Annotated in this window: 16 protein-coding genes; 6 read left to right on the forward strand and 10 right to left on the reverse strand. The window is 67.1% G+C overall.

The genetic code is table 11. The features are described from left to right. Window positions 1–14 precede the first annotated feature (14 nt). The 3 genes from ACFPO9_RS01210 to mltG are packed head-to-tail and all read right to left on the reverse strand — an operon-like array spanning window position 15 to window position 2679. Window positions 15–1043, reverse strand: coding sequence for a DNA polymerase III subunit delta' (locus ACFPO9_RS01210; RefSeq protein ID WP_379765840.1), 1029 nt, complete (start codon window positions 1041–1043; stop codon window positions 15–17). After that, entirely contained in the window at window positions 1043–1669 is a 627-nt protein-coding gene (tmk, locus tag ACFPO9_RS01215) for a dTMP kinase (protein WP_379765843.1), read from the reverse strand. Before tmk ends, ACFPO9_RS01210 begins: the two co-directional genes overlap by 1 nt. Then, on the reverse strand, window positions 1666–2679 hold the full coding sequence (gene mltG / locus ACFPO9_RS01220; protein ID WP_379765846.1) for an endolytic transglycosylase MltG: 1014 nt from the start codon (window positions 2677–2679) through the stop codon (window positions 1666–1668). The genes tmk and mltG overlap by 4 nt, the downstream gene beginning before the upstream one ends. A gap of 97 nt (window positions 2680–2776) precedes the next feature. Between mltG and ygfZ the strand changes: the two genes are divergently transcribed. The 4 genes from ygfZ (at window position 2777) to ACFPO9_RS01240 (ending at window position 6853) form a co-directional block, all read left to right on the forward strand. Next, complete coding sequence (gene ygfZ / locus ACFPO9_RS01225) at window positions 2777–3835, forward strand: CAF17-like 4Fe-4S cluster assembly/insertion protein YgfZ (protein ID WP_379765849.1); 1059 nt, start codon at window positions 2777–2779, stop codon at window positions 3833–3835. Window positions 3836–3847: 12 nt separating this feature from the next. Beyond that, on the forward strand, window positions 3848–4150 hold the full coding sequence (locus ACFPO9_RS01230; RefSeq protein WP_379765852.1) for a DUF4936 family protein: 303 nt from the start codon (window positions 3848–3850) through the stop codon (window positions 4148–4150). Next, window positions 4141–4899, forward strand: coding sequence for an NRDE family protein (locus ACFPO9_RS01235; RefSeq protein ID WP_379765855.1), 759 nt, complete (start codon window positions 4141–4143; stop codon window positions 4897–4899). Before ACFPO9_RS01230 ends, ACFPO9_RS01235 begins: the two co-directional genes overlap by 10 nt. Window positions 4900–4996: 97 nt before the next feature. Continuing rightward, window positions 4997–6853 carry a cellulose binding domain-containing protein gene (locus ACFPO9_RS01240; protein WP_379765858.1) on the forward strand — a complete coding sequence of 619 codons (1857 nt, stop codon included), beginning with the start codon at window positions 4997–4999 and terminating at the stop codon, window positions 6851–6853. A 63-nt stretch (window positions 6854–6916) separates the two neighbouring features. Here ACFPO9_RS01240 and ACFPO9_RS01245 read toward each other — a convergent pair whose 3' ends face one another. The 4 genes from ACFPO9_RS01245 to ACFPO9_RS01260 form a co-directional block, all read right to left on the reverse strand. After that, complete coding sequence (locus ACFPO9_RS01245) at window positions 6917–7114, reverse strand: hypothetical protein (RefSeq protein WP_379765861.1); 198 nt, start codon at window positions 7112–7114, stop codon at window positions 6917–6919. Between the two features lie 23 nt (window positions 7115–7137). Beyond that, window positions 7138–7851, reverse strand: a complete 714-nt coding sequence (locus tag ACFPO9_RS01250) for an SDR family oxidoreductase (protein ID WP_379767571.1) — start codon at window positions 7849–7851, stop codon at window positions 7138–7140. A gap of 79 nt (window positions 7852–7930) precedes the next feature. Beyond that, entirely contained in the window at window positions 7931–8521 is a 591-nt protein-coding gene (locus ACFPO9_RS01255; protein ID WP_379765864.1) for a TetR/AcrR family transcriptional regulator, read from the reverse strand. 117 nt (window positions 8522–8638) lie between these two features. Next, a complete protein-coding gene (locus tag ACFPO9_RS01260; RefSeq protein WP_379765867.1) occupies window positions 8639–8926 on the reverse strand; it encodes a hypothetical protein in 288 nt (95 codons plus the stop codon). Window positions 8927–8999: 73 nt separating this feature from the next. On the opposite strand from ACFPO9_RS01260, the gene ACFPO9_RS01265 reads away from it, so the two are divergent. Beyond that, entirely contained in the window at window positions 9000–9344 is a 345-nt protein-coding gene (locus ACFPO9_RS01265) for a hypothetical protein (RefSeq protein WP_379765870.1), read from the forward strand. A 30-nt stretch (window positions 9345–9374) separates the two neighbouring features. Here the strand turns inward: ACFPO9_RS01265 and ACFPO9_RS01270 are convergent, their stop codons facing one another. Genes ACFPO9_RS01270 through ACFPO9_RS01280 form a run of 3 tightly spaced genes read right to left on the reverse strand, consistent with a single transcriptional unit; the run spans window position 9375 to window position 11381 of the window. Further along, the gene (locus ACFPO9_RS01270; protein WP_379765872.1) at window positions 9375–10280 is read right to left on the reverse strand and encodes an SDR family oxidoreductase; all 906 of its coding nucleotides are present in this window, start codon (window positions 10278–10280) and stop codon (window positions 9375–9377) included. Window positions 10281–10302: 22 nt separating this feature from the next. Next, window positions 10303–11085 (reverse strand): SDR family oxidoreductase, encoded by a 783-nt coding sequence (locus tag ACFPO9_RS01275; protein ID WP_379765875.1) that lies wholly within the window; start codon window positions 11083–11085, stop codon window positions 10303–10305. A 2-nt stretch (window positions 11086–11087) separates the two neighbouring features. Further along, window positions 11088–11381, reverse strand: coding sequence for a Dabb family protein (locus ACFPO9_RS01280; RefSeq protein WP_379765878.1), 294 nt, complete (start codon window positions 11379–11381; stop codon window positions 11088–11090). Between the two features lie 248 nt (window positions 11382–11629). Between ACFPO9_RS01280 and ACFPO9_RS01285 the strand changes: the two genes are divergently transcribed. Then, entirely contained in the window at window positions 11630–12643 is a 1014-nt protein-coding gene (locus ACFPO9_RS01285; RefSeq protein ID WP_379765881.1) for a tyrosine-type recombinase/integrase, read from the forward strand. Window positions 12644–12733 lie beyond the last annotated feature (90 nt).

A 12733-nucleotide genomic window follows, 5' to 3' on the forward strand; every position in this document is an offset into this window, starting at 1 on the left:
TCCCTCATGACGCCTCAGGCGGCGCAGCAGGCAGTGTAATCAAGCAACATATCTTCGACAAACAGTTTCGGCGACAGCGGGTGGTCCGCGACCGCGCGCCGCTCGTTGGTCGACTTGATCGCCTGCAGCAGCCTGGCCGTGTGCACGCGCCCGGCCAGGTTCGCCAGCTGCTGGCGATACCGCGGATAATAGCGGATCGTGCCGGACAGCTTGTACGAAAAAACATCATACAACCAGCGCTGCTGCCATGCGACGAGGGATGCCAGCGGCGCTTTGCTCAATTTGTCTGCGGCGCGCAACGCGGCATCGACGCTGGGCTGGGCCAGGATTTGCAGCAGGGAATCCAGTTCCTCGCGGCTGCCGGTTTCGGCCTGCGCCAGGGCCGCCAGCGGCGCCCCGCCCTGCTCGCGCAGCCAGCCGTCGGCATCCTGCACGCCCTGGGCTTCCAGCCAGGCCAGCGCCTCGGCGTGGGCCGGCATCGGCAGCGCGAACTTGCGGCAGCGCGACAGGATCGTCGGCAGCAGCCGGTCCAGGCCGTTCGAGGCCAGCAGGAACACGGTGCCCGGCGGCGGTTCTTCCAGGGTCTTCAGCAGCGCATTCGAGGACGGCATGTTGAGGGCTTCGGCCGGGTACAGCACCACCACCCGTAAACCCTGGCGGTGGGTCGAGATGTTCATGAAGTCGCTGAGCGCGCGCACCTGCTCGATCTTGATGTCTTTCGAGGCCGTCTTCGAGGATTTCGATTTCTTGTCGGATTCCGCACCGTCCTCGCCCTCGGCGGCCGGGGCTTCGTCTTCCATCGCTTCCGGGCGCACGCGGCGGTAGTCCGGGTGGTTGCCCTGGCTGAACCAGCCGCAGGAGGCGCACGTGCCGCAGGCATGGCCGTCGGGGCGCACGTTTTCGCACAGCAGGGACTGGGCGAAGGCTTCGATGAAATCGGCCTTGCCGATGCCGGCCGGGCCGTGGAACAGGATGGCGTGCGGCAGGCGGACGCGCATCTGCTGCAGCTGCGTCCAGGCCTGCTCCTGCCAGGGGTAAATCATCACAACACCTTCTCCAATGCCGCGCGCAGCTGGGCGCGGACCTCATCGATCGAGCGGGTCGAATCGATCACCACGATGCGGCCCTTGCTTTGCGCGGCGCGGCGCAGGTATTCATTGCGGCAGCGCTCGAAGAAGGCCGCCTCTTCGGACTCGAACTTGTCGAGATCGCGGGTGGCGTCGAGGCGTTCGCGCGCGACTTCCAGCGGCACGTCGAACAGCAGGGTCAGGTCGGGCTGCAGGCCCGGGTGCACCCACTGTTCCAGCGCTTCGAGCTTGGGCAGCGGCAGGCCGCGGCCGCCGCCCTGGTAGGCGAAGCTGGCATCGGTGAAGCGGTCCGACAGCACCCAGTCGCCGCGTCCCAGCGCCGGCCCGATGACCTGGGCCAGGTGTTCGCGGCGGCTGGCGAAGGCGAGCAGAGCCTCGGTGCCGACGTCCATCTTCTCGTGCAGCAGCAGCTCGCGCAGCTTTTCGCCGAGCGGCGTTCCGCCCGGTTCGCGGCTCGAGACCACGGTCTTGCCGGCCTCGCTCAGGAGCGCGGTGACGAAGCCGATGTGGGTCGACTTGCCGGCCCCGTCGATGCCTTCGAAGGTGATGAAGCGGCCGCGGGCCGAAGTTTGTCCATTCATTTCGATCCCTGGCGCTGGTATTGGTTGACTGCCTTGTTATGCTCGTTCAGGTTGACCGAGAAGTGGCTGGTGCCGTCGCCGCGCGACACGAAGTACAGGGCGTCGGTCTTGGCGGGCATCAGGGCCGCGGCCAGCGACTGCACGCCCGGCAAGGCGATCGGCGTCGGCGGCAGGCCGGCGCGCGTGTAGGTGTTGTACGGGGTATCGGTCTCGAGGTCCTTCTTGCGGATCTTGCCGTCGTACTTCTCGCCCATGCCGTAGATGACGGTCGGGTCGGTCTGCAGCAGCATGCCGGTCTTGAGGCGGTTGACGAACACGCCGGCGATCATCGCGCGCTCGCTCTTCTGGCCGGTTTCCTTCTCGACCAGCGAGGCCATGATCAGGGCCTGGTAGGGATCCGTGTACGGCAGGTTCGGTTCGCGCTTTTCCCAGGCCGCCTTCAGGCGCTTCATCATCATCTCGTGGGCCTGCTTGTAGATCTGCAGGTCGCTCGAGTTTTTCGCGAACAGGTAGGTGTCCGGGAAGAACAGGCCTTCCGGCGTCGCATATTTACCGCTCGCCTCGGGGACGATCTTCTCCAGCAGCTCCTTGTCCGCGAGTTTGGCCGTCTCGTGCTTCAGGTTGGGCGCGGCGTCGACCGCCTGGCGCATCTGGCGGAAGGTCCAGCCCTCGATGATGGTCAGCGACTCCTGCGCGAATTCGCCGCGCACCAGCTGGGTGATCAGGCGGCGCGGCGTGGTGCCCGGCTTGAGCTCGTAGCTGCCGGCCTTGAGCTGGCTGGCCTTGCCGGTCACGCGCGCCAGGACGCCGAACAGGAAGCCGTTCACCGGCACGCCGGCGCTGGCCATCTGCTGGGTCGCGCCGCCCACGCCGCTGCCCTGGGCGATCGCGAATGGAATGACGGGGCTGTCCGCAGGGATGATCGGCTGGCCCGACCACCACTGGAAGCCACCGACGGCCGCGACTGACACGATCACGCCCGTGATGATGAGTTTTCTTATTAGTGCCATAGAAATCTGGTTTTGCGCCGTGCCCGGCGCGAATTTGACGACAACTCTATAATGAGGCCGTAATGATAAAGCCTAAACAGGAAATTATTCTGAATTTATGAGCAACTGGATCGAACATCTCGCTTCCCTGGGCGCGCGCTTCCACCAGGATGAGGCCACCCAGATCGAAGACTTCGGCACGACCCTGTCCGCAGCCGCCCTCGCCGAGGGCGTGGTGGCCCCGGTGACCGACCTCGGCCTCATCGCCGTGGCCGGTGAGGACGCCGCCGCTTTCCTGCACAACCAGCTGACCAACGATGTCGAACACCTGGGCACGGATGAAGCCAGGCTGGCCGGCTATTGCACCCCGAAAGGCCGCCTGCAGGCGACTTTCCTGATGTGGCGCACCGGCCAGGACATCTTCCTGGCGCTGCCCCGCGCGATCCAGCCGCCGCTGCAAAAACGCCTGACGATGTTCGTGCTGCGCGCGAAAGCGAAGCTGCGCGACGCCACCGAAGAAGCCGGCACGAACGCGGTGCTCGGCCTGGCCGGCGCCAGGGCGGAAGAGGCGCTGCGCCGCCACGTCGCCACGCTGCCCGCCGCGCCCTACGGCAAGGTGGATGGCGAAGCCGGCACCGTGCTGCGCCTGGCCGACGCCCTCGGCACCCCGCGTTACCTGTGGATCACCTCAAGCGAAACCGCAACCGCGGTCCTGCCGCAGCTGCGCGAAACGCTGGCGCTGGGCGGCAACGCGGCCTGGCGCCTGGCCGAAATCCATGCCGGCGTGCCGCAGGTGACCCAGCCGACCCAGGAGCAGTTCGTGCCGCAGATGGTCAACTTCGAGCTGCTTGGCGGCGTCAATTTCAAGAAGGGCTGCTATCCGGGCCAGGAAATCGTCGCCCGCAGCCAGTACCTGGGCAAGCTGAAACGCCGCATGACCCTGGCAACGCTCCCCAACGCGGCCGCGCGCGCCGGCGACGAGGTCTTCTCCAGCGAGGACCCGGACCAGCCCTCCGGCATGATCGTCAACGCCGCGCCGAATGGCCTGGGCGGCGCCGATGCACTGGTCGAGATCAAGCTGGCCGCGCTGGACCACGAAGTGCGCCACGGCTCGGCCGGCGGCACGGCGCTGTCCTTCCTGCCGCTGCCTTACTCGCTCGATGCGCTGGCGGACTGAGTTCGTGATCCGATGATCGACCTGTACGTCTACTACAAGGTGCGCGAGCCCGATGCGGCCGCGCTGGCGCCGCGCGTGCGCGCGATGCAGGCGGCGCTGGCGGCCGGCCACCGCGTCGCCGTCCAGTTGAAGCGCCGTCCCGGCAGCAAGGACGGCCTGCAGACCTGGATGGAAGTCTATCCGGGCGCGCCGGACGGCTTCGAGGCCGTGCTGGCGCAGGCCGCGCTCGACGCCGGCCTGGACCCGCTGCCCGACGGCCCGCGCCGTACCGAGATCTTCGTCGACCTGAAACCGGAGCTGATGCCATGTGCCTGATCGTATTCGCCTGGCGCGTGATTCCCGGCGTGCCCGTGATCGCCTGCGCCAACCGCGACGAATTCTATGACCGTCCCGCCACGCCGGCCGGTCCGTGGCCGGAGAATCCGGACATCATCGCCGGCCGCGATTTGCGCGGCGGCGGCAGCTGGATGGGCGTCACGCGCTCCGGTCCGAACGGCCCGAAATTCGCGGCGCTGACGAATATCCGCGCGCCCGACGAACGCCGCGGCGATGCGCCGACCCGCGGCGCGCTGGTGGCCGACTTCCTCAAGGGCGACCTGGATGCGCCGGCCTACCTGGACCGCATCGCCGCCCGCGCCGCCGACTACAACGGCTTCAACCTGATCCTGGGCGACCGTCAAGGCCTGCACTGGTTCTCGAACCGCGCCGGCGCCGACCCGCGCAACGGCAAGGCCCTGGAACCGGGCATCTACGGCGTCTCGAACGGCCTGCTGGACGCACCCTGGCCCAAGGTCCTGCGGACCAAGGCGACCTTCGCCAGCCTGCTGCTGCAGGGCGCGCCCGAAGAGGCCTACTTCGAGATGCTGGCCGATACCACCCGCGCCCCCGACCTGCGCCTGCCCGATACCGGCATGCCGATCGAGGTCGAGCGCGAGCTGTCGCCGGTCTGCATCGAGATTCCCGGCTACGGCACCCGCACCTCCACCGTCATGCGGCTCTACCAGGACGACGAGCCGGAGCTGCGCGAGCGCATCCTGCGTCCCGAAGGCGTGGCCGCTGCCTGATCCCCCCTCGCCAGGGGTCATTACACTTTAGTGACAGGTGTTTGCCATCCTCCGCTGCTACGATTATTTCCGTACAGCAACCAAAAGGAGGATGCACATGCAGACCAGACTGAAAAAAATCGCGGCACTGACCCTGCTGGCCGCCGGCGCAATGGCCGGCAGCCTGGCGCCGGCCGGGGCCGCCAATCTCACCGGCAAATGGGTCGGCGGCTACTACGCCGGCTATTTCTGGGACAACGCGCTGTACCAGGCCCCCGAGCACGTGGACATGACGCACATGACCCACTTCGTGTTCGCCCGCATCGGCCCCGGCAGCGGCAGCAACGGCAAGCCGGCCGGCGAGATCGTGCTGGGCGGCGGCAACGCCCACACCGACCGTGACCGCGGCCCCGGCGCCGCCTACGACTGGACGGTCGAAGAATTCCTGGTCAAGCGCGCCCACCAGGCCAAGATCAAGGCCCTGATCATGCTCGGCGGCGAAGGCGACAACGCCGGCTTCCTGGCATCGACCACCGACGCCATCCGCCCGGCCTTCGTGAAGAACCTGGTCGACTACATGGTCGCCAAGGACTACGACGGCATCGACGTCGACTGGGAAGGCATCGGCGACCAGGCCCTGGTGGAGCAGGAGCGACTCGAGAAGCTGATCCTGGACCTGCGCAAGGAAGCCAATTCGCGCGAGCGCTACCAGGCGAATCCCGTCATCATCACCTTCCCGGGCGGGAACAAGAACATCAACACCGACACCGTCACCGGGCACGACCTGCGCGTGGCGGCCATGGTCGACCAGTACAACATCATGAGCTATGGCGTGGGCTGGTTCGGCCAGGGCTGGCACAGCAACACCTTCTCGCCGCTGACCGGGGCCACCGGCCACCGTCCGGTATCGATCGCCAGCACGATCCAGATGTTCGTCGACAAGGGCGTGCCGCGCGAGAAGATGGGCCTGGGCCTCGGTTTCTACGGCGAGAGCTACGCGCCGCCCTTCACCGGCCCGGACCAGGACACCGATGGCGACCTCAGCAAGTGGTCGGTGACCGACTTCAAATGGAGCTGGACGCTGCTGAACAAGCTGGGCTACCTGGACCGCGGCATCTATGCCTGGGACGCGCCGACCCGGACCAGCTACCGCGTCTACCCGGGCGGCTACACCCCGGCCGACCGCCCTGACACCACCAGCGGCTACATCAGCTACGAGGAACCGGCCACGATCGCCGCCAAGGGCGCCTGGGCCAACTCGACCCGCGAGGGCGAAGGCGCGGGCGGCGCCGTGATCTGGCTGGTCAACTACGGCACCCTGGACGGCGTCGACAATCCGCTGCTGACCGCCACCGCGCAAGCCTTCCTCGACCCCGGCGCGACCCAGGCCGGCCCCTACCCGAACCCGCTGCCGCCGCCCGCACCGCTGGACCTGACGACGACGCTCGACACGCCGAACGACTGGGGCAGCGGCTACTGCGGCGCCATCACGGTCAAGAACGTGGGCGAGCGCGCAGGATGGTGGAAGGCGGAGATCCCGTTCAAGGACAGCATCACCTCGCTATGGAACGCCAGCTACACGCTGGCCGACGGCAAGCTGACGCTCGAAGGTCCGGCCTACGACCGCAAGCTGCATCCGGGCGAATCGACCCAGGTCGGCCTGTGCGCGACGCGCCCGGCCAAGCCGGCCGAGCCGCCGCCACCGCCGCCGGCCGGCGCGCTGCAGGCAAAGCTGATCGTCACCGGCGACTGGGGCTCGGGTTATTGCGCCAGGATCGCGGTCACCAATACCAGTACCGTCAAGGTGCTAAGCTGGAAGGTGGATGTGCCGAATGTGGCCGGCACCCTGAGCGGGATGTGGAACGGCAGCTATACGATGAATGGGACGACCATGCATTTGTCGCCGCCGGACTGGAACAAGGACCTGGCGCCTGGGGCGACGAATGAGGATGCGGGGTTCTGCGCCAGCCGATAAAACATCAGGGTACGCGCCCCCAACACGTCGTCCCCGCGAAGGCGGGAACGACGGTGAAGCGCGTTACGACTCCCGCTTCATGAACGGCGACTCGAACTGCTGCCTTCTTTCCACCGGCCGCGTCAGCACCCTGACCGCCACCTCCAGCGGCACCCCAAGCTCGGCCAGCCGCCGTGCCGCCGTCGCGCGCCCGACCGCATCGGCCTCGTGAATCACGGCCTCGATCAGCAGGGCCTGCTTGTAGTCGTTGCGTCGCTCCATCGAACGATGCTACCACGGGCCGCTCAGGCGGGGCGCTGCACCGTGTCGAGGTAGACGCCCGGATCCATCGACAGCCCGGCCTTGACCTTCTGCGACAGCTCGTCGATCAGCACCTCGCTCTGGCCCGCTTCGAGCGCCGCGTAGGCGCGCTCGACCACCTCCGCCGGCGCCAGCTTCGGCAGATCGATCCCGCGCGTCAGGTCGGTATCGACGAAGCCCACATGCAGCCCCAGCACCTGCGTGCCCTGGTCCTTCAGCGCAATGCGCAAGCCATTGTTCACGCTCCAGGCGGCCGACTTGGTCGCGGCATAGGCGGCCAGGCCCGTGGTGCTGATCCAGCTGGCCACCGACAGCACGTTCAGGAAGGCGCCGCCACGATGCGCCGCCAGCACCAGCGCGAAAGCCTGGCTGACGCGCAGCATGCCGTAGACATTGGTCTCCATCATGCGCCGCATGGCATCGATGCTGCCTTCGTCGAGCAGGCTGCCGTCGCTGGCGATGCCGGCGTTGTTGATCACCAGCGTGACGTCGGCGCAGGCCGCGGACAGTTCCGCCACCTGGGCTGGATCGTTGACGTCGAGCCGCACCGGCACCACGCCGGGCAGCGTGATCTTGCCCGGGTCGCGCGCGGCGGCATAGACCTTGCGGGCGCCGCGGGCCAGCGCCTGGCGGGCGAATTCCTGGCCGAGACCACGGTTGGCGCCGGTGACGAGGACGATCGCGTTGTCGAGTTTCATGGTGATCCCTTTCGATATGATGAACGTCATATTCCTGCTCAAAAAAATGCCGGACCTCGAAGGTTCGGCCTCTTCCGCCTCAAGCTTTCGCAGGGCGGTCGTACTGGGCAAGCAGCGCCTCGCGGCATGCCTGCAAAACCTTGCTTCCTTCCTCAGCGCCGAGCACCCTGGCCAGCTGGATCGCGCCGACCAGGCCTGCTGCGATCGCCCAGGCGCTGCCGGGGGCGGCGTCCGCCGCAAGCGTCCCTTCGACCAGCCTGGCCAGGCCGCGCACGCGGCTCTGCGACACCGCACGCAAGCCGTCGCCGGCGCGCTGCATGTCGGAACTGACCGCGGCCACCGGACAGCCGAGCTCAAGCGCCTCCATGTGGCGCCCCGACAGGTATTCGCCGACCAGGGCGCGCAGCGGGCTCTCGCCGGCATCCATGCGCGCCCGCATCCGCTCGCGCACATTGGCATTGCTCTGGCTGCCCGCATGCTCGAGGGCCTCGGCCAGCAGCGCATCGCGCGATTCGAAATGGGCGTAGAAGCCGCCATGGGTGAGTCCGGCCTCCTTCATCACCTCGGCGACGCCGACGCCGGCGACGCCGGAACGCCGGACGGCGCGCGCGGCCGCATCGAGGATGCGTTCGTGGGACTGCTGGTGACGGGGGCTGCGGACGGCGGACATGGCAGGCATTCGATATATGATGTTCGTCATATTAGGCTGCAAAACGCCGCGCGTCAAGCGCGCAGCAGCCGGACGCATCACGCGCCCGGCTGAACCCCGATTCCTGAATGCCGCAGCTTAACGGTCGGGGTCGTTACCCGTGGTGCCCGGCGCGGAGGTGCCGCCCGAGCCGCCCAGCCTGCCCTCGTCCGGCGTGCCCGCAGCCGAATCGCCGCCACGCGAACGCGTGCTGTTGTCGGCCTGCGAGGAACCTTTCGAGAACACATTCGCTTCCGGCGAGCTGTGCAGGAATCTGCTGTTGTGGGCTTCACCCGAGTCCGCGCCGCCGCCCTGGCGGTTATTCGCCGCGCCCTGGTCGAGCCCATCCGTTTTGCCTTGCTGCGCCTTGTCTTTCTTGTCAGCCATGATAATCTCCTTGTGATTCCGGTAACTCAATGCTAAGGCTTCTGAGCGAAACACGAATAGGAAGGAAAGCTGAATGCGTGTAGGAGTGTTGGCAGCCTTGAAGCGGGCGGCCTTCCTTTTCGCGGCCGCCAGCGGCCTGACTTACCTGTCCCTGCTGGTGCCGGGCCAGGTCAGTGCGGTTTGCAGCGACCTGGGCGTCCCGGTTTACTGTCCGGTGCTCGCCTATGGCTTTCCGCTGCCCTTCCTGGCCGACAGCCAGGGGATATCGCCGGTCGGCTCGGTAGCGCGGGACCCTTTATCCTTGTTGATCGGCGACGATGATCTGTTGTGGGGGCGTTTGGCGATGTCGGCGGCGTTCTGGCTGCTCGTCGTGCTGATCGGCAGCCTGCTTCGGCGGCGCTATTCGGCCCGCAAATAATCGGCCTTGCCGCTTGACAGGCGACGGCGCTCAGCCCTTCTTCAGCCCGGCCTTCAGCATCTGCGTCAGTTGCGGCATTGCCGCATACGGATCGGCCGGCGGCTTGCCACCCACGATCGCGTCCATGCGCTCGGCCACCGTGGCCAGCATTTGCGGGTGCGAGTAGATATAGAAGCGCCCCTCGCGCACGGCTTCGAAGACGATGCGCGCCACGTCCGCCGCCGAGACCTTGCCCGACTCGACCGCCTTGTTCACCAGCGTTTGCGCCGCCTGCTGGCTGGCGGTCGGCCCCTCGTCGTTTTCCAGCGCGTGCGGCCGGTGCGCTTCAGAATGCGCGATCCCGGTCGGCACGAAGTACGGGCACAGCACCGAGGCCCGGACCGGGGCGTCGACCAGGCGCAGGTCGTGGTACAGGGTCTCGCTCAAGGACACCACCGCATGCTTGCTGACGTTGTAGACGCCCATCGCCGGTGGATTCAGCAGGCCGGCCATCGAAGCGCTGTTGACGATGTGGCCCTCATAGTGTGGATCGCGGCGCGCGCACTCGAGCATGATGGGCGTGAACACGCGCACGCCGTGGATCACGCCCCACAGGTTGACGCCCAGTACCCATTCCCAGTCGGCCTCGCTGTTCTCCCAGACCAGGCCGCCCGCGGCGACGCCGGCGTTATTGAAGACCAGGTGCACGCCGTGGAAGCGGATCATCGCGGCATCGGCCAGTTCCTCCACGTGCTCGCGCTTGCTGACGTCGACCACCATCGAAATCACCTCCGCGCCGCCGGCCTGCAAGGCTGCGGTCGCGCGCTCCAGGCCCTTGGCGTCGATGTCCGCCAATACCAGCTTCATGCCCAGCGACGCCGCGGTATTCGCGAACTCGCGTCCCAGGCCGCTCGCCGCGCCGGTAATGACGGCGACCCGTCCTTCGAACTGCTGCATGCTTCCTCCCCTTGCCGGCCGTTCAGACGCTCGATACGCCGCCGTCCACCGCCAGCACCTGTCCCGTGATGTGCTTGCCCGCATCGGACGCGAACAGCAGCACCGCGCCCTTCAGGTCTTCCTCGTCGCCGAGACGGTTCAGGGGCGCCTGCCGCGCCAGCGTCTCCGCGCCGATCGCATTCAGTATGCCCTTGGTCATCTTCGAAGGGAAGAAACCCGGGGCGATCGCGTTCACATTGATGCCATAGCGGCCCCACTCGCCGGCCAGGGTGCGCGTGAAATTGATCAGCGCCGCCTTCGAGGTGTTGTAGGCGATGGTCTGCATGGCCCCCGGCGGATTCCCGGCCAGTCCGGCGATCGAGGCGATGTTGACGATGCGTCCGCGCCCGCGCGGGATCATCGACTGCCGGCCGATGGCCTGGCACAGCAGGAAGATGCTGCGCACGTTCAGGTTCATGAGCTTGTCCCAGGCCTCGAGCGGATAGTCCTCGGCCGGGGCGCCCCAGGTGGCGCCGGCGTTGTTGACCAGGATGTCGACCTGGCCGAGCTGCGCCAGGGCCGCATCGGCGAAAGCCTGGACACCGCCTTCAGCGGACAGGTCGGCTGCGATGCCGGTGGCGTCGCAGCCGCGCGCCTTCAAATGGGCGCAGGCTTCGTCGAGTTCGCCCTGCTTGCGCGAAGCGATCACCAGGCGCGCGCCCTGCTCGCCCAGCGCTTCCGCCATCTGCAGGCCCAGGCCGCGCGAGCCGCCGGTGACGACGGCCGTGCGGCCGGCCAAAGAAAACAGTTCTTGTACGGTCCGCATTCTCAGCCTTCCTCGACTTCGTAGTCCATGCACTGGCGCGCTTCGCGGATCGCGCCGATGAAAGGCACCAGCGCGTGGTGGGTCGGGTGCCTGGCGTAGGCTTCGAGCGCGACCTTGCTCTCGAATTCCGAGTACAGCACCACGTCGTAGGTCGCTTCCAGCCCCGGCTGGGCCAGCGTCACTTCGAACTTGAGGATGCCGGGCACGATGTGCGCGCATTCGTCGAGCCGGCGCTTCATTTCGCGTGCGTTGGCGGCGCGGTCCTTCAGTTTCCACATGACGATGTGCTTGAGCATGGTTTCTTTTTCCTTTTTCCAGTCGACGGACGGATAAGACTGAGCATAACGCTTCGTTGCCGGGATGGCGAGTGTGGGCGGAGTCGCGGCCCATCCGTGCTGGTGGCCGGGTTTTGGCTTGTTTTGCGGCTTCCGTGGGTTAGTTGCAAAATACTTTGGAGGCAAAGGCGTGGGCGCACCGGCGGAGGCCTGTGGCCGCGCGCACTGCAGACATTTGCACGACTTCTCGGTTAGTTGCAGAATGAGGCTTGAACAAACTCGCCCACTGGGACGCCAATCCCGTCAAAAGCTTCGCCGCCTTCGTGGCCTCGCCCGAGTTCGCACTGACCTCGAGCCGGCAGCGCGACCTGGTTCCGAAGCCGGTCTCGCCCGAGTCGGCAGCCATCTACCGCTTCATGTTCGGCAAGTTCGCCGCCTGGATGCTGGAGGAGCGCCTGAAGATCTCGACCGTCACCGCGCGCGACCTGCACCGCTTCGTCCAGCTGGCCCACGACGGCCACCGCGACCTGAACAGCAAGATCGCCTACCGCTACCTGCGCCTGCTGGAGCGCTGCTACGAGTACCTGGAGCGTTCGCCCAACCCGGCGCGCGACGCCATCGTCGGCATCGACCGCGCCCAGATCACCCGCGATGCGCCGATGACCGCCCTGAATGCCGACGAGCTGCAGCGTTTCCTGGCCGCCCTGCCCGGCCAGCCGGCCGACGACGAAGGCAAGGCCTCGGGCTGGAAGCGGCGCCGCGACCGCGCGATGCAGGTGACGATGGCGCTGGCCGGCCTGCGCGTGGCCGAGGCGATCGGCCTGCTGGTGGACGAGATCGGCCGCCAGCGGGATGTCGAAGGCGGCCTCACGCTGAATATCACCCCCGAGCACAAGCACCCCACCAGCTACGAACACACGACCACCTTGCCGAAAGAAGGCGTGGCCGAGTTGACGGCCTGGCTGGACGAGCGCACGGAACTGAAGATTCCCGGCGCGCTCGTGTTCCCGGCCAACCTGGAAGGCGAACCGCTGCACAAGGCCACCGTCTACCGCCAGGTCAAGGCGACTTTCGAACGCGCAGGCCTGGCCGTGCCGCGCGCCGGCGGGCGCACGCTGCGCAATACCTTCGCCTCGCAGCAACTGCGCCAGGGCACGCCGCAGAGCGAACTGAGCACCACGCTGGGCCTGGCGCTGGAACGTTCCGCCGAGGCTTATAAGTACGCCAAAGTAAATGAGGAAACCTCCGACGCGGAACCCGGTCCAACAGCCAAGGACGCCTGATTTCACCCCCTGTGCATGGGGACGCCGCAAGACGGTCCATCTGTAAGTTTCGTGTAAGTTTGCAGCAAGCATCGCGTAAGTTTCGCGGCG

Source organism: Massilia aerilata (genome assembly GCF_042656905.1).
Classification (GTDB): Bacteria; Pseudomonadota; Gammaproteobacteria; order Burkholderiales; family Burkholderiaceae_D; genus Telluria; species Telluria aerilata.